This window comes from Serratia sp. 22278, from assembly GCF_052045405.1.
Lineage (GTDB): Bacteria > Pseudomonadota > Gammaproteobacteria > Enterobacterales > Enterobacteriaceae > Serratia > Serratia marcescens.
In genome coordinates this window covers 187032-204023 of the sequence record NZ_JBQEOW010000008.1, presented here as the reverse complement: position 1 = coordinate 204023, position 16992 = coordinate 187032, and the positions used below count along the sequence as shown (strand labels likewise).

General features: G+C 63.7%; 10 protein-coding genes. 7 read left to right on the top strand and 3 right to left on the bottom strand.

The window, feature by feature from the left end; translation table 11 throughout:
• Window positions 1-121: 121 nt before the first annotated feature.
• Together ACTJJ6_RS16470 and ACTJJ6_RS16465 are read left to right on the top strand one after the other, a co-directional pair.
• Window positions 122-3451, top strand: a complete 3330-nt coding sequence (locus ACTJJ6_RS16470) for a diguanylate cyclase (protein WP_049299956.1) — start codon at window positions 122-124, stop codon at window positions 3449-3451.
• 195 nt (window positions 3452-3646) lie between these two features.
• Window positions 3647-4000: a DNA-binding protein gene (locus ACTJJ6_RS16465; RefSeq protein WP_004941591.1), complete on the top strand. Its 354-nt coding sequence runs from the start codon at window positions 3647-3649 to the stop codon at window positions 3998-4000.
• Between the two features lie 8 nt (window positions 4001-4008).
• On the opposite strand, the gene alkA is transcribed toward ACTJJ6_RS16465, so the two are convergent.
• Window positions 4009-5499 carry a DNA-3-methyladenine glycosylase 2 gene (gene alkA, locus ACTJJ6_RS16460; RefSeq protein WP_049299957.1) on the bottom strand — a complete coding sequence of 497 codons (1491 nt, stop codon included), beginning with the start codon at window positions 5497-5499 and terminating at the stop codon, window positions 4009-4011.
• A 164-nt stretch (window positions 5500-5663) separates the two neighbouring features.
• Here alkA and yegD point away from each other — a divergent pair, with 164 nt between their 5' ends.
• Window positions 5664-7016, top strand: coding sequence for a molecular chaperone (yegD, locus tag ACTJJ6_RS16455; protein WP_033639655.1), 1353 nt, complete (start codon window positions 5664-5666; stop codon window positions 7014-7016).
• A gap of 51 nt (window positions 7017-7067) precedes the next feature.
• Window positions 7068-7634, top strand: coding sequence for a GNAT family N-acetyltransferase (locus ACTJJ6_RS16450; RefSeq protein ID WP_151254627.1), 567 nt, complete (start codon window positions 7068-7070; stop codon window positions 7632-7634).
• Here ACTJJ6_RS16450 and ACTJJ6_RS16445 read toward each other — a convergent pair.
• Together ACTJJ6_RS16445 and ACTJJ6_RS16440 are read right to left on the bottom strand one after the other, a co-directional pair.
• Complete coding sequence (locus ACTJJ6_RS16445; protein ID WP_016926711.1) at window positions 7631-8248, bottom strand: pyridoxamine 5'-phosphate oxidase family protein; 618 nt, start codon at window positions 8246-8248, stop codon at window positions 7631-7633. The two genes, ACTJJ6_RS16450 and ACTJJ6_RS16445, sit on opposite strands and share 4 nt — an antisense overlap.
• 61 nt (window positions 8249-8309) lie before the next feature.
• Complete coding sequence (locus tag ACTJJ6_RS16440; RefSeq protein ID WP_337055683.1) at window positions 8310-9263, bottom strand: aldo/keto reductase; 954 nt, start codon at window positions 9261-9263, stop codon at window positions 8310-8312.
• A 272-nt stretch (window positions 9264-9535) separates the two neighbouring features.
• Between ACTJJ6_RS16440 and ACTJJ6_RS16435 the strand changes: the two genes are divergently transcribed.
• The 3 genes from ACTJJ6_RS16435 to mdtC are packed head-to-tail and all read left to right on the top strand — an operon-like array spanning window position 9536 to window position 16985.
• Window positions 9536-10789, top strand: a complete 1254-nt coding sequence (locus ACTJJ6_RS16435) for an MdtA/MuxA family multidrug efflux RND transporter periplasmic adaptor subunit (RefSeq protein WP_143779309.1) — start codon at window positions 9536-9538, stop codon at window positions 10787-10789.
• Window positions 10789-13908, top strand: coding sequence for an MdtB/MuxB family multidrug efflux RND transporter permease subunit (locus tag ACTJJ6_RS16430; protein WP_110147268.1), 3120 nt, complete (start codon window positions 10789-10791; stop codon window positions 13906-13908). The genes ACTJJ6_RS16435 and ACTJJ6_RS16430 overlap by 1 nt, the downstream gene beginning before the upstream one ends.
• Window positions 13905-16985: a multidrug efflux RND transporter permease subunit MdtC gene (gene mdtC / locus ACTJJ6_RS16425; RefSeq protein WP_033639651.1), complete on the top strand. Its 3081-nt coding sequence runs from the start codon at window positions 13905-13907 to the stop codon at window positions 16983-16985. The genes ACTJJ6_RS16430 and mdtC overlap by 4 nt, the downstream gene beginning before the upstream one ends.
• Window positions 16986-16992 lie beyond the last annotated feature (7 nt).

Below are 16992 nucleotides of genomic sequence, written 5' to 3'. Positions count from 1 at the left end.
GTAAAGTCGGCCCTCCCGATAGGTTTTCCTCCCGCGCTGTACTACCCTTTTTCAATAAATCATCTTGATTCATCCACGTCATGAATCCAATCACAGGCAGAGGTCATCGGTAAGGATGTCTATGGATATCAGCGCGCCGAACGCGTTCGGCACACACAAAGGCGTTATGCTGACACATTCTCTGTTCGTGGCGCTGGCGACATTTTTGCTCGCCTTGCTGAGCCTGTCGTTATCCAGTGAGGCTCATCACTTCACGCCGCTGTGGTTCCCGACCGCTGCCGCGATCGCCGTGCTGTATCGTCATCCTCCGCGTCATTGGGGTTTGCCGCTGCTGGCCAGCGGCACAGGCATCGTGCTCGCCAGCTTCCTGCTGTTCGGCTTCAGCGCCATTCCGGTCAAGCTGGCCGCCATCAACCTGCTGGAAGCGGCAGTGTGCGCTCTGCTGCTGCGCCGCACGCTGCCGGCGATCGATCCGCTGAGCGATCTGGGCTGTTGGCTGCGCTTCGTGGTCTGCGCGGTGATCTTTACCCCGTTGTTCAGCGCGCTGCTGGCCGCCGGACTGACCCCCACGCCGGACCTGACGTTTTGGCAATCGTTCGGCACCTGGTTCATCTCTGAAGCGATAGGGGTGCTGTCGCTGGCGCCGCTCGGGCTCACCTATCACCGCCGTCTGTTGGCCGGGCTGAATCCGTATCCGCTGCTGTTGACCCTGATGGGCTCGCTGGCCTTCAGCTATCTGGCGCTGACGCATCTGCCCTTCCCCTTTACCTTCGTCATCCTGCCGCTGCTGTGGGCGGCTATCGCCCTGTCGCGCTTCGAAACCTTCACCGTCTGTTTCTGCACTCTCCTGCTGATCACCGTCCTGCTGTCGCTGGGCCTGCTGCGCCTTCAGTCTTCCCAGCACACTTTCCTGGGCGAACTCGGCCTCTATCTGCCGATGTTGCTGATCCTGATCCCGGCGCACGCCATGGCGATGGTGATGCACACCTTCCGGGTGGAAAAGCAACATATCGTCGAGAGCGAAAGCCGCTTTCGCAGCGCGCTGGAGTATTCCGCCATCGGCATGGCACTGGTGTCGCCGGAGGGCAAATGGCTGCAGGTTAACCAGGCGCTGTGCAAGCTGCTCGGCTATCCGCCCGAAAGACTTTATCGCCTGACCTTTCAAGAGATCACCCACCCGGACGATCTGAACGCCGACCTGACCCAACTGCACGAACTGCTCGACGGCCATATCAGCAGCTACACCATGGAGAAGCGTTATATCCGCAGCGACGGGCAGACGGTCTGGGCGCTGCTGGCGGTCTCGCTGGTGCGCGACGGCGAAGGCCGGCCGTTGTACTTCATCTCTCAGGTGGAGGACATCAGCGACCTTAAGCGCAGCGAGGCGGAGAACAACCGGTTGGTGGAGCGCATCACGCTGGCCAACCAGGTGGGCGGCGTCGGCATCTGGGAATGGGTGATGAGCCAGGAAAACTTCACCTGGGATCAGCGCATGTTCGAACTCTACGATCTCCCCCCCGACCAAACGCCGACGCTGGCGTTGTGGCGCACCCTGCTGGTGCCGGAAGATCGCGAGCGTACCGATCGCGAGCTGGCCGAGATCCTGGCGCAGCCGCGACCGTTCGTCATGGAATTTCGCATCACTACGCGCAGCGGCAAAGTGCGCCATATCCGCGGCCAGGGCAACGTGATCCTCGACGATCAGGGCCGGCCGCTGCGCCTGATCGGCACCAATATCGACATGACCGAGCTCAAGAGCCTCGCCGAGGCGCTGCACGAAGAGAAAGAGCGCCTGCACATCACCCTCGACGCCATCGGCGAAGGGGTGATCTCCACCGACAGCCACCTGCGCATCACCTTTATGAATCCGGTGGCGGAACAGATGTGCGGCTGGCCGCTCGACCTGGCGATCGGTATGCCCGTCGCCGGCGTGGTGCGCCTGACCAACGGCAAAGACGGCCCGGAAATCGAAAACCTCACGCAATACCCACGGCAATGGCCGGCGGATTATGCGCTGGTGCTGCACAGCCGCGACGGGCGTTATTTCGACGTACAGCAGTCGGTCTCACCGCTGAAAACCCTCGACGGGGAAACCATGGGTGCGGTGATGGTGCTGCAGGACGTCACCGCCTCGCGCGAACTGATGAAAAAACTCAGCTACAGCGCCTCGCACGATGCGCTGACCGGATTGCCGAACCGCACCCGCTTCGAGAAACAGCTGAAAGCGGCGATCGTCGCCGGCGGGGAACCGTCGTCGCCACATTCGCTGGTGTTCCTCGATCTGGATCGGTTCAAGGCGGTGAACGACACCGCCGGCCATGCGGCGGGCGATGCCCTGCTGCGGGACATCGCCCAGCTGATGCGGCATCAGCTGCGCCATAGCGATTGCCTGGCCCGGCTGGGCGGCGACGAGTTCGGTCTGATCCTGTACGACTGCCGGCTGGAACAGGCCAAATCGCTGGTGCAGCAAGTGGTTAATCAAATCAGCCAGCACCCGTTCTACTGGGAAGGGAAGATTTACCGCGTCGGCGCCAGCGCCGGCATCACGCGCATCAGCGCCGACGCCAAAAGCAGCGAACTGCTGGCGCAGGCCGATATCGCCTGCTACACCGCCAAGCACCAGGGGCGCGGCCAGGTTTATCTGTACGAAACGCGGCAGAAACAGCTGCTGGAGCGGCAGCACGAGGTGCTGAGCCTGCAGGAAGTGCAGACGATCATCAGCGAGGGGCAACTGCGGCTGCTGACTCACGCGGTCGCGCCGCCGGCGACGCCGCTGTCGGCCGCGTTTCACCAGGTAACACTGCAGGTGATGGCGCCGGACGACCGCCCGCTGTCGCACGAGGCGTTCATCGCCGCCGCGCAGCTGTACGGCCTGATGCCGGACATCGACCGCTGGACGGCGGCGCAACTGCTGGTGAAATATGCCGACGACATCAAACGCAAAGGGCTGTCGCTCGCGCTGCCGCTGGCCATCGACAGCCTGCTGAGCGCCGACTTCCAGCGCTACCTGACAGAAACGGTGCTCGCTTCCTCGCTGCCGCCGCAGGCGCTGCTGTTCAGCGTCGATGAGGCCGCGATACTGGAGCACGCCGCGCAGTGTCGGGCATTTCTTCGCGAACTGCAGCAGCAGGGCTGCCGGCTGATCGTCAACGGCTTCGGACATAACATCAATGCGTTCGATGAGCTCAGCGATCAGAAGATCGACATCATTCGCATCGATGAGCGCTTTATCACCAACGTGCACTGCAACCAGATGGACGAGCTGATGGTCTCGATGCTCAACGGCGCGGCGCATCGCATTAAAGCGCAGACCTTCGCCGGGCCGGCTCACCAGCCGGTGACGCTGCAGGCGCTGCGCGATATCGGCGTCGATCTGGCGGACGGCGACCAGGTGGCGCTGGAGCAGCCGCTGGCGGTGTTGCTCAGCGACGGCTATTTCGGCATCCGTTAACCTTCTCCCCCCTCTCAGGCGCCGTCTCCCGGGCGGCGCCTCGCATATCGTTCGTTACATGATATTAACCAAGACAAGATTAGTGATATAAATAACACCTGAAGCTTAAACGATTAAGTAAGATGAAGCGCCCATGCGACTATCAGCGTTTCCGTTGATTTTCCTCGGCAGGTGATGGCTCAGGGATAAGGGACTATGGAAAAGAAATGGTTTTCCGCCAGGGAACTGATGGGTAAGGCGGGGTTGCCTTCAACTCCGCAAGGGGTCAATTTGATGGCCCGGCGTGAAGGCTGGGTCAGCCGCCGCCGCAGCGGCGTACAGGGCAAAGCGCTGGAATACCATATCGACAGTCTGCCGTTCGGCGCGCGCAGCCTGTCGGCGTTGCGCGAAACCGACCATCCGGATTACGACGTCAAACGCCAGGATCCGATACGGGTCTGGATCGAGTATTACTACCACCTGACGCCGGCCGAGCGAGAAAAGCTGCTGGCGTTCCTGATGCGCGAGGGCATGAGCCGCCTGCTGCAGCTGATCGACACCCCTCGCTAGCTCTGCGTTCAACTCTCCCCTTTCGGCGCCCAGCCGTCGTTGTGCCACAGATGCAGCGTGGCGTAAGAGCGCCACGGGCGCCAACGTTCAGCGTAGCGTTCTATCTGGCGCGGCGTCATGCCGGGAAAACGCTGTTTGATCAGGTAATCGCCGGCCAGGAACACGTCCGGCCACGACCAGGCGCGCATCGCGATATAGCTGGCGGTCCAGCTGCCGATGCCCGGCAGCGCGGTCAGCGCCTCGATGCCCTGTTCGATATCCAGCACGTTATCGAGCTGCAGCCGCCCTTCGCCCAGCGCGCGGGCGATCTCGATCAGCGCCGCCGCGCGCTTCAGCTGCACCCCGAGCGGGCGCAGTTCTTCGGGCTGCAGCTGCGCCACCCGTTCTGCGGTGGGGAAGACATGGGTGATGCCCTCATGCGGCGTCGCCAGGGCTTCCCCCCAGCGTTCAGCCATCCGCCCGGCGAAGGTCGCCGCCATTTTCACGCTGACCAACTGCCCCAGCACCGCCCGCGCCGCCTGCTCGAAACTGTTCACGCAGCCCGGCAGGCGCAGCCCCGGCGCATCGGCCGCCAGCGAGCCCAGCGCCTCATTGATGCGATCCGGCGCGGCATCCAGATCAAACAGCAGGCGCACCCGGCGCAACACCTCCGTCGTCACCAGACTGAGCGCAGGCGCGATCTCGACCCGAACCCGATTGCGCGTTTCTTCCGGCTGCACGCTGACCCAGCCGCGGTGTTCCGTGCCGCCCTGGCTGACGGCGATCGAGCGCAGGTAGCGGCGTCCGTCGACCCGCTCCACGCCCTGCACGGCGCGCGCCTGCAAGAAATTCAGCATGCGCTCCCAGTCATAGGGCGGCCGATAGCCCAGGTGAAACACCAGCCCACTGGCGGCGGCCCGTTCACCGCGCGCGCCGCCGCTGCGCAGCGCTGACGGTATCAGGCGATAGCGCGCCTTGAACAGCTCGTTGAAACGCCGCAGGCTGCCGAAACCGGCGGCGAACGCCACTTCGCTGAGCGGCAGATCGGTGTCCGCCAGCAGGCGCTTGGCCTGCAGCAACCGGTGCGACTGCGCGTAATCGATCGGCGAGGCGCCAAACTGTTCGGCGAAGATGCGCCGCAGATGGCGATCGGAAATGCCCAGCCGCGCCGCCAGCGCTTCGCAACTGTGTTCGGACAGATAGCCCTGCTCGATGAGCTGCACCGCCACCTGCGCATAGCGGTTGCCCAGGTCGATCAGCGCCAGGCCGGGCGCCAGCTCCGGCCGGCATTTGAGGCAGGGGCGAAACCCCGCCAGTTCAGCCGCCGCCGCGCTCGGATAAAAGGTGCAATTTTCCCGCTTCGGCGTGCGGGCGCTGCACACCGGACGGCAATAGATACCGGTTGAAGAGACGCCGACGAAAAAGCGTCCGTCGAATTTGCGGTCACGCGCGCGCAGCGCGTCGTACAACGCTTGCTGTTGGGTATTCATGGCAACGCTCGGGTTCGGTTTTTTCTGCATTATGGGGCTCGGCTGGCGTGCTGACGTGCGGAATTCGGACATTAAGTTAAGCACGCCGCCGCCGCGCCCGCTAAATTTTTCGACACTCGCGCATTGGCGCATTGCCCGCCGGCCCCGTCTCGGGTAAAGTCGCCCCCCTTCATTGGCATGGGGACAAAAAAGAGATGTTTATTGGATTCGACTACGGGACAGCCAACTGTTCCGTTGCAGTGATGCGCGACCACGGCCCCGAGCTGTTGACGCTGGAAAACAACGCGCCCTATCTGCCTTCGATGCTGTGCGCGCCGACCCGCGAAGCGGTGAGCGAATGCCTGCACCGCCATTGGCAGATCCCAACCGGCAGCGAAGAAAACCAGCAGTTGCTGCGCCGCGCCATCAGTTACAACCGCGAAGAAGACATTCCGGTCAACGGCGACAGCGTGCTGTTCGGCCTGCAGGCGCTGGCGCACTACATGGAAGATCCGGAAGAGGTGTACTTCGTGCGCTCGCCGAAATCCTTCCTCGGCGCCAACGGCCTGAAGCCGCAGCAGATCGCGCTGTTCGAAGACCTGGTGTGCGCCATGATGTTCCACATCAAACGCCAGGCGGAAAATGTGCTGCAGACCGGCATCGATCAGGCGGTGATCGGCCGGCCGATCAACTTCCAGGGCATCGGCGGCGACGAAGCCAACCGGCAGGCGCAGGGCATTTTGCAGCGCGCCGCCGAACGCGCCGGTTTCAAGGACATTGAATTCCAGTTCGAGCCGGTGGCGGCGGGGCTGGACTTCGAGGCGACGCTGAGCGAAGAGCAAACCGTGCTGGTGGTGGACATCGGCGGCGGCACCACCGACTGCTCGGTGCTGCTGATGGGGCCGCAGTGGCGCGACCGCGCCGATCGCCAGCAGAGCCTGCTGGGCCACAGCGGCTGCCGGGTCGGCGGTAACGATCTGGACATCATGCTGGCCTTCAAACAGCTGATGCCGCTGTTCGGCCTGGGCGGCGAAACCGCGAAGGGCATCGCCCTGCCGGCGCTGCCTTACTGGAATGCGGTGGCGACCAACGACGTGCCGGCGCAAAACGATTTCTACAGCGCCGCCAACGGCCGCGTGCTGCGCGATCTGATCCTCGACGCGGCGGAGCCGGAAAAGGTCAAGCGCCTGCTGAAAGTGTACCAGCAGCGCCTGAGCTACCGACTGGTGCGGGCGGCAGAAGAGAGTAAGATCGCCCTGTCCGGCCAAACGGCCATCAGCGCGCCGCTCAATTTCGTGCAGGCCGATCTGGCGGAGAACATCAGCCAGGCTCAGCTCGCCGACGCCATCTCGCAGCCGTTGATGCGCATCCAGGAGCAGGTCAGCGCCGCATTGGCCAGCAGCCAGACCGCGCCGCAGGTGATCTACCTGACCGGCGGCAGCGCGCGTTCGCCGCTGCTGCGCGCCGCGCTGCAACAGCAGCTGCCGGGCATTCCGATCGTCGGCGGTAACGACTTCGGCTCGGTCACCGCCGGGCTGGCGCGCTGGGCGCAAACGCTGTTCCGTTGACTGCCCACGGGCGCGGCTCGCCGCGCCCTTGTTCATTGGAGGCTATGCATCATGTCGACCATCCTTACCCTCGACAGCGCCAGGCTGCGGCTGCGCCCCTGGCGTGATGACGATCTGCCGGCCTTCGCCGCGCTCAACGCCGATCCGCAGGTGATGCGCTATTTCCCGGCGCCGATGACGGCCGAGGGAAGCCGCGCGCAGGCCGAACGCATCCGCGCCTTCATGCAACAACACGGCTGGGGGCTGTGGGCGGTGGAAGTGAAAAGCGGCGCGCCCTTTATCGGTTTTGTCGGGCTGGCGCGGCCGGGCGACGACCTGCCTTGCGCCCCCTGCGTGGAGATTGGCTGGCGGTTGGCGGCGGCCCACTGGGGCAACGGCTACGCCGCTGAGGCGGCGCGCGCCGCGCTGGCGTGCGCCTTCGACACGCTGCACTTGCCGGAAGTGGTGTCCTTCACCGCCGAAGATAACCAGCCGTCGCGCCGGGTGATGACGCGCATCGGCATGCGCTTCGACGGCGAAACCTTCCTGCACCCGCGTCTGCCGGCGGGCCATCCGCTGCAACAGCACGTCTTGTACCGGCTGAACCGGCAAACGTGGCGCGAACGCCACGGCGATTAATACAGCGTATCCTTCAGTCGCTGCGGCAGCGCGCTGTCGTACTCCTCACCGTCGAAGCGCGTTTGGCTCACCGCGGCCAAAATATGGCCGGGGCTGGGCAGCGCCGAACGTTCGAGGCGGCTGCCCTCTTCCCACAATCCCGAACGCAAGATCGCCCGGCTGCACTGGAAGAACACCGCCTCCACCCGAATGCGCAGCACCGAACGCGGCAACTGGTTGCGGTGAGCGAAGCGCTGCAGCACCGCCGGCGCCACCACGATCTCCGCCCGCCCGTTAATCCGCAGCGTTTCGCCGATGCCGGGGATCAGCAACAGCAGCGCCACCCGGTTATCGTGCAGGATATTGCGCAGGCTATCGATGCGATTATTGCCGCGCCGGTCCGGCAGCAGCAGGGTTTTCTCGTCTTCGATCTGGATAAAACCGGCCGGATCGCCGCGCGGGGAGACATCCATGCCGTCCGGCCCGACGGTCGAGAGGGCGGCAAACGGCGCCGCCTCGATAAACGGACGGTACGCCGGGTGGATATAGCTGACTTCTTTAAAAACCGAGGGCGCGGCGGGTTTGCCGTAAAGCTGTTCCAGCGCCGCGAGGTCGTTGATGATATCGCCAGACATTGCAGTTTCCTGAATAAGTCATATTGACCCCTTCAGCATAGAGCAAAATCGCCGGCGGCTTTTACTCAGCGCTGGCGTGGTTCAGCGTCTGAATGTCGTCCGCATCCAGCGTCAGGCGGGTGGCGCTGACCAACTCATCCAACTGCGGCAACGAGGTGGCGCTGACGATCGGCGCGGTGATGCTCGGGCGCGCAATCAGCCAGGCCAGCGAGACCTGCGCCGGGGAGCTGCCGTGTTTGCCCGCCACCTGATCCAGCGCCGCCAGAATGCGGAAACCGCGCGGGTTCAGGTAGCGTTCGACGATGCGATCGCCGCGCTGGCTTTTGCCCTCGTCCGCTTTGCTGCGGTATTTGCCGGTCAGAAAACCACTGGCCAGCGCGAAGAAATTGATCACCCCGAGCCCGTGGCGCTGCACCACGCCTTCCAGCTCGGCTTCATACCCTTTGCGCGCATACAGATTGTACTCCGGCTGCAGGGTTTCGTAGCGCGCCAATCCGTTGTTCTCGCTCACCCGCAGCGCTTCTTCCAGGCGATCCGCCTGATAGTTGGAGGCGCCGATCGCCCGCACCTTGCCGGCTTTGATCAGCGCATCGAACGCCGCCAGCGTCTCTTCCAGCGGCGTATCGCGGTCATCGTCGTGCGACTGGTAGAGATCGATATAATCGGTTTGCAGACGGCGCAGCGAATCTTCCACCGCCTGCTGAATATAGCGCGGCGACAGCCCCTGTTTGCCTTCGCCCATCGGTTTGCCCACCTTGGTGGCGATGATCACCTGGTCGCGCTTGCCGCTCTTCTTCAGCCATTCGCCGATGACGGTTTCCGATTCGCCGCCCCGGTTGCCCGGCGCCCAGCTGGAATAGACATCGGCGGTATCGATAAAGTTGAGCTGATTGTCCACCAGCGCATCCAGCAGACTGAACGAGGTCGCTTGATCCGCCGTCCAGCCGAACACGTTGCCGCCAAAGGTCAACGCCGGCACCTGAATGCCCGAACGGCCCAGTTGTTTCTTGCTCATCACAAAGGCTCCATGGGTTAAATGATTTGCCTGTTAATTATTAGCGCCAAATACAGGAAATCGTTAAAACGTATTGGCTATAAGCCGGAATAAATCACTTATAAACATAGCACGCGCAAATCACCCACTTATTAAGACAATGCTGACGGTTCCTCCATATTTCCTTCATTTTTATGCCGTCTTCGCTGGCTAAACTAGTATCCTGTAAGGAGTGTCATTTTTGTGGCAATGAGTGCCCGCGCCCCTGCCTTTTGGAGAGAATTTTCACCACCATGAATGCAAAACCCCAACGTCGTTCCCTGCTGCTGCGCCTGCTGGCTGCGGCGATTGCGATCATCGTCGCCGTTCTGGCCTGGCGCCATTTCAGCGCCGTTCAACCGACCGCCGGGACGACGCCGGGCGCGCACCAGGCCGCCGGTAAAACGGGAGCGGGCCGCGCGGCGGGCGGCAGACGCGGCGCGCCGATGTCGCCGGTGCAGGCGGCGACAGCCACGCAACAAACCGTGCCGCGCTATCTTTCCGGCTTGGGCACCGCCACCGCCGCCAATACCGTGACCGTCACCAGCCGGGTCGATGGCCAACTGATGGCGATCCACTTTACCGAAGGCCAGCAGGTCAAAGCCGGCGATCTGCTGGCGGAGATCGATCCCCGGCCGTTCCAGGTGCAGCTGACCCAGGCTCAGGGGCAGTTGGCAAAAGATCAGGCCACGCTGGCCAACGCCCGGCGCGATCTGGCGCGCTATCAGCAGTTGGTGAAAACCAATCTGGTTTCCCGTCAGGAGCTGGATACGCAGGCCTCGCTGGTGCAGCAGACCGAAGGCGCGATCAAGGCCGATCAGGGCGCGGTCGACAGCGCCAAACTGCAGATCACCTACAGCCGCATCACTGCGCCAATCGACGGCCGCGTCGGGTTGAAACTGGTCGACGTAGGCAACTACGTCACCAGCGGCAGCACCACCGGTTTGGTGGTGATCACGCAGACGCACCCGATCGACGTGGTGTTCACGCTGCCCGAAGGCAACATCGCCGATCTGCTCAAGGCGCAAAAAGCCGGGCCGGTGAGCGTCGAAGCCTGGGATCGCACCAACCAGAACAAGCTGACGACCGGTTCGCTGCTGAGCCTGGACAACCAAATTGATACCGCCACCGGCACCATCAAGCTGAAAGCGCGTTTCGCCAACGAAGATGACGCGCTGTTCCCCAACCAATTTGTCAACGCGCGGCTGCAGGTGGATACCCTGCACGATGCGGTGGTGATCCCGACCGCCGCGCTGCAGATGGGCAACGAAGGCAACTTCGTCTGGACGCTCAGCGAAGACAACAAGGTCAGCAAACATCGGGTCACCGCCGGCGTGCAGGACAGCCGGCAGGTGGTGATCAGCGCCGGCCTCAACGCCGGCGATCGGGTGGTGACCGACGGCATCGATCGCCTGACCGAAGGCATGCAGGTGGAAGTGCTCGCGCCGAACGACGCGCCTGCGACGTCAAAAGCCAAGCGCGAACCTGACGTTCAGAGGAAGTCCTGATGCAGGTGATGCCTCCCAACGCCGGCGGCGGTCCGTCCCGCCTGTTTATTCTGCGTCCGGTCGCCACCACGCTGCTGATGGTGGCGATATTGCTGGCGGGGATTATCGGCTATCGCGCGCTGCCGGTATCCGCCCTGCCGGAAGTGGACTACCCCACCATCCAGGTGGTGACGCTATACCCCGGCGCCAGCCCGGACGTAGTCACCTCCGCCATTACCGCGCCGCTGGAACGCCAGTTCGGCCAGATGTCCGGCCTGAAGCAAATGGCGTCGCAAAGCGCCGGCGGCGCCTCGGTGGTGACGCTGCAGTTCCAGCTGGCGCTGCCGCTCGACGTCGCGGAGCAGGAAGTGCAGGCGGCGATCAACGCCGCCACCAACCTGCTGCCGAACGATCTGCCCTATCCGCCGATTTACAGCAAGGTTAACCCCGCCGATCCGCCGATCCTGACGCTGGCCGTCACCTCCACCGCCATGCCGATGACGCAGGTGGAAGACATGGTGGAGACGCGCGTGGCGCAGAAAATCTCTCAGGTGACCGGCGTCGGCCTGGTGACCCTGGCCGGCGGCCAACGCCCGGCGGTGCGTGTAAAATTGAACGCCGCGGCGGTCGCCGCCTATGGCCTGGACAGTGAAACCATCCGCGCCGCCATCAGCAACGCCAACGTCAACTCGGCGAAAGGCAGCCTTGACGGCCCGACCCGATCGGTCACCTTGTCCGCCAACGACCAAATGAAATCTGCCGACGACTATCGCCAGCTGATCGTCGCCTATCAGAACGGCGCGGCGATCCGCCTGCAGGATATCGCCACCATCGAACAAGGGGCGGAAAACACCCGGCTGGCGGCCTGGGCCAACAAGCAGCAGGCGATCGTGCTGAACATCCAACGCCAGCCCGGCGTCAACGTCATCACCACCGCCGACAGCATCCGCGAAATGCTGCCGACGCTGATTAAAAGCCTGCCCAAGTCGGTCGACGTCAAGGTGCTGACCGATCGCACCACCACCATCCGCGCCTCGGTCAGCGACGTGCAGTTCGAGCTGCTGCTGGCAGTCGCGCTGGTGGTGATGGTGATCTACGTGTTCCTGCGCAACGTGCCGGCGACCATTATCCCCAGCGTGGCGGTGCCGCTGTCGCTGGTGGGCACCTTCGCCGCCATGTACTTCCTCGGCTTCTCCATCAACAACCTGACGCTGATGGCGCTGACCATCGCCACCGGCTTCGTGGTGGACGACGCCATCGTGGTGATCGAGAACATCTCGCGCTACATCGAGAAAGGGGAAAAACCGCTCGACGCCGCGCTGAAAGGGGCCGGCGAGATCGGCTTCACCATCATCTCGCTGACCTTCTCGCTGGTGGCGGTGCTGATCCCGCTGCTGTTCATGGGCGACATCGTCGGCCGCCTGTTCCGCGAGTTCGCCGTCACGCTGGCGGTGGCGATTTTGATTTCCGCCGTGGTGTCGCTGACGCTGACGCCGATGATGTGCGCGCGCATGCTCAGCCACGAATCGCTGCGCAAGCAGAACCGTTTTTCCGCCGCCTCCGAACGCTTTTTCGAGCGGGTGATCGCGCGATACGGCCAGTGGCTGAAAACGGTGCTTAACCATCCCTGGCTGACGCTCGGCGTGGCCGTGGGCACCCTGGCGCTGACGGTATTGCTGTATCTGCTGATCCCGAAAGGTTTCTTCCCGGTGCAGGACAACGGCATCATTCAGGGCACGCTGGAAGCGCCGCAGAGCGTCTCGTTCAGCAACATGGCCGAGCGCCAGCAGCAGGTCGCAGCGCAGATCCTCAAGGATCCGGCGGTGGAAAGCCTGACCTCGTTCGTTGGCGTCGACGGCAGCAACGCCACGCTCAACAGCGGCCGGTTGCAGATCAACCTGAAGCCGCTGAGCGAACGCAGCGACCGCATTCCGGCGATCATCAGCCGCCTGCAGCAGCAAACGGCGCAGTTTCCCGGCGTGAAGCTGTACCTGCAGCCGGTGCAGGATCTGACCATCGATACCCAAGTCAGCCGCACCCAGTACCAGTTCACCCTGCAGGCGATGTCGCTGGACGATCTCAGCCTGTGGGTGCCGCAGCTGATGGATGAGCTGAAACAAACCCCGCAGTTGGCGGACGTCACCAGCGACTGGCAGGATCAGGGGTTGGTGGCCTACGTCAACGTCGATCGCGATTCGGCCTCCCGCCTCGGCGTCACCATGAGCGACGTGGACAATGCGCTGTACAACGCGTTCGGCCAGCGCCTGATCTCCACCATCTACACCCAGGCCAACCAATACCGCGTGGTGCTGGAGCACGACGTCAGCGCGACACCGGGGTTGGCGGCGCTCAATGAGATCCGTCTGAGCGGCAACGATGGCGCCGTGGTGCCGCTGAGCGCCATCGCCAAAATCGAAGAGCGCTTCGGCCCGCTGTCGGTCAACCATCTCGATCAGTTCCCGTCGGCCACCGTTTCGTTCAACGTCGCCGACGGCTACTCGCTCGGCGAGGCGGTGGACGCGGTCACCCAGGCGGAAAAAAATCTCAACATGCCAAGGGACATCACTACCCAATTCCAGGGGGCGACCCTGGCCTTCCAGGCGGCGCTCGGCAGCACGCTGTGGCTGATTTTGGCGGCGGTGGTGGCGATGTACATCGTGCTGGGCGTGCTGTATGAAAGCTTCATTCATCCGGTCACCATCCTCTCCACCCTGCCGACCGCCGGGGTCGGCGCGCTGCTCGCGCTGATGATGGCCGGCAGCGAGCTGGACGTGATCGCCATCATCGGCATCATCCTGCTGATCGGCATCGTGAAGAAGAACGCCATCATGATGATCGACTTCGCGCTGGCGGCGGAACGCGAGCAGGGCTTATCGCCGCGCGACGCCATCTATCAGGCCTGCCTGCTGCGTTTCCGGCCGATCCTGATGACCACGCTGGCAGCCCTGCTCGGCGCGCTGCCGCTGATGCTGAGCACCGGCGTCGGCGCGGAGCTGCGGCATCCGCTCGGCGTCTGTATGGTCGGCGGTTTGATCATGAGCCAGATCCTGACGCTGTTCACCACGCCGGTGATCTACCTGCTGTTTGACAAACTGGCGCGCAACACGCATCGCCAGCCGGATACGCAGGAGTTGCCGTGAGATTCTTCGCCCTGTTCATTCACCGGCCGGTGGCCACCACCCTGCTGACGCTGGCCATCGCCATCAGCGGCGCGATCGGCTTTCGCCTGCTGCCGGTGTCGCCGCTGCCGCAGGTGGATTTTCCGGTGATTTCGATCAGCGCGTCGCTGCCGGGCGCCTCGCCGGAAACCATGGCGTCCTCGGTGGCGACGCCGCTGGAGCGCGCGCTGGGCCGCATCGCCGGGGTCAATGAAATGACGTCGATGAGCTCGCTCGGCAGTACCCGGGTCATTTTGCAGTTCGATCTCGATCGCGACATCAACGGCGCCGCGCGCGACGTGCAGGCGGCGATTAACGCCGCGCAAAGCCTGCTGCCGACCGGCATGCCGAGCCGCCCCAGCTACCGCAAGGTCAACCCATCAGACGCGCCGATCATGATCCTGACGCTGACCTCGGACACCTACAGTCAGGGGCAGCTTTACGATTTCGCCTCCACCCAGCTGGCGCAGAAGATCAGCCAGACCGAGGGCGTCGGCGACGTTTCCGTCGGCGGCAGCTCGCTGCCGGCGGTGCGGGTGGAGCTGAACCCTTCGGCGCTGTTCAATCAGGGCGTGTCGCTGGACACCGTACGGCAGGCCATCGCCAACGCCAACGTGCGCCGCCCGCAGGGCGCCGTGGAAAACCCGCAGCAGCGCTGGCAGATCCAGGCCAACGACGCGCTGAAAACCGCCGATGCTTATCGTCCGCTGATCATTCATTACAACAACGGCTCGGCGGTGCGTTTAGCCGACGTGGCCGAGGTCAAAGACTCGGTGCAAGACGTGCGCAACGCCGGGATGACCGACGCCAAACCGGCGATCATTCTGGCCATCAGCCGCGCGCCGGACGCCAACATCATCGAAACCGTCGATCGCATTCGCGCCGAGCTGCCCGCCCTGCAGGAGAATATCCCGGCCTCGATTCAACTCAACGTCGCACAGGATCGTTCGCCGACCATCCGCGCGTCGCTGGCCGAGGTGGAACAGTCGCTGGCGATCGCCATCGGGCTGGTGATCCTGGTGGTGTTCATCTTCCTGCGCTCCGGGCGCGCCACGCTGATCCCGGCGGTCGCCGTACCGGTATCGCTGATCGGCTCGTTCGCCGCCATGTATCTGTGCGGGTTCAGCCTCAACAACCTGTCGCTGATGGCGCTGACCATCGCCACCGGCTTTGTGGTGGACGACGCCATCGTAGTGCTGGAAAACATTTCCCGCCACGTCGAGGCCGGCATGAAACCGATCAACGCCGCGCTGCTGGGCGCACGGGAGGTCGGTTTCACCGTGCTGTCGATGAGCGTTTCGCTGGTGGCGGTGTTTATCCCGCTGCTGCTGATGGAAGGCCTGCCCGGCCGGCTATTCCGCGAGTTCGCCGTCACCCTGTCGGTGTCGATCGGGCTGTCGCTGATCGTCTCGCTGACGCTCACGCCGATGATGTGCGCCTACCTGTTGCGCCACCAGCCGCCGCGTTCGCAGCGGCGGGCGCGCGGCTTCGGCAAAATGCTGCTGGCGCTGCAGCAGGGCTACGGGCGCTCGCTGAACTGGGTGCTCGGCCACTCTCGCTGGGTGCTGGCGGTGTTCCTCGCCACCGTTGCGCTCAACGTCTGGCTGTATATCAGCATCCCGAAAACCTTCTTCCCGGAACAGGATACCGGGCGTCTGATGGGCTTTATTCAGGCCGACCAAAGCATTTCGTTCCAGGCAATGCGCGGCAAACTGGAAGACTTCATGAAAATCGTGCGCGAAGATCCGGACGTGGAAAACGTCACCGGTTTTACCGGCGGTTCGCGCACCAACAGCGGTTCGATGTTCATCTCACTGAAACCCCTGTCGGTACGCAGCGACGACGCGCAGAAAGTGATCGCCCGCCTGCGCGCCCGCCTGGCCAAAGAACCGGGCGCCAGCCTGTTTTTGATGGCGGTGCAGGATATCCGCGTCGGCGGCCGGCAGGCCAACGCCAGCTACCAATATACGTTGCTGGCGGACGATCTCGCCGCGCTGCGCGAATGGGAGCCGAAGATCCGCACCGCGCTGGCCGCATTGCCCGAGCTGGCGGACGTCAACTCGGATCAGCAGGATAAAGGCTCGGAGATGGATCTGGTCTACGATCGCGAAACCATGGCGCGCCTCGGCATTTCGGTGTCCGACGCCAACAACCTGTTGAACAACGCCTTCGGCCAGCGACAGATTTCGACCATCTACCAACCGCTCAACCAATATAAAGTCGTGATGGAAGTGGCGCCGCCCTACACCCAGGACGTGAGCTCGCTGGACAAAATGTTCATCATCAACAACGAAGGCAAAGCGATACCGCTCTCCTACTTCGCCAGTTGGCGGCCGGCCAACGCGCCGCTGTCGGTCAACCATCAGGGGCTGTCCGCCGCCTCGACCGTCTCCTTTAACCTGCCGGACGGCGGCAGCCTGTCGGACGCCACCGCGGCGATAGAGCGCACCATGACTCAGCTCGGCGTGCCGTCCACGGTGCGCGGCGCGTTCGCCGGCACCGCCCAGGTGTTCCAGGACACCCTGAAGTCGCAGCTGATCCTGATCCTGGCGGCGATCGCCACGGTGTATATCGTGCTCGGCGTGCTGTATGAGAGCTATATCCATCCGCTGACCATCCTTTCCACGCTGCCTTCCGCCGGCGTGGGGGCGCTGCTGGCGCTTGAGCTGTTCGGCGCGCCGTTCAGCCTGATCGCGCTGATCGGCATCATGCTGTTGATCGGCATCGTGAAGAAAAATGCCATCATGATGGTCGACTTCGCGCTCGAAGCGCAGCGCAACGGCGGCATCAGCGCCCGCGAGGCGATTTTCCAGGCCAGCCTGCTGCGTTTCCGGCCGATCATGATGACCACGCTGGCGGCGTTGTTCGGCGCGCTGCCGTTGGTGCTGACCAGCGGCGACGGCGCGGAGCTGCGCCAGCCGCTCGGCATCACCATCGCCGGCGGCCTGGTGATGAGCCAGCTGCTGACGCTGTACACCACCCCGGTGGTCTACCTTTACTTCGACCGGCTGCAGGCGAAGTTCCGCCGCAACAAGCAACTGGCTCCGCTGCCCCATTAATGGCCGA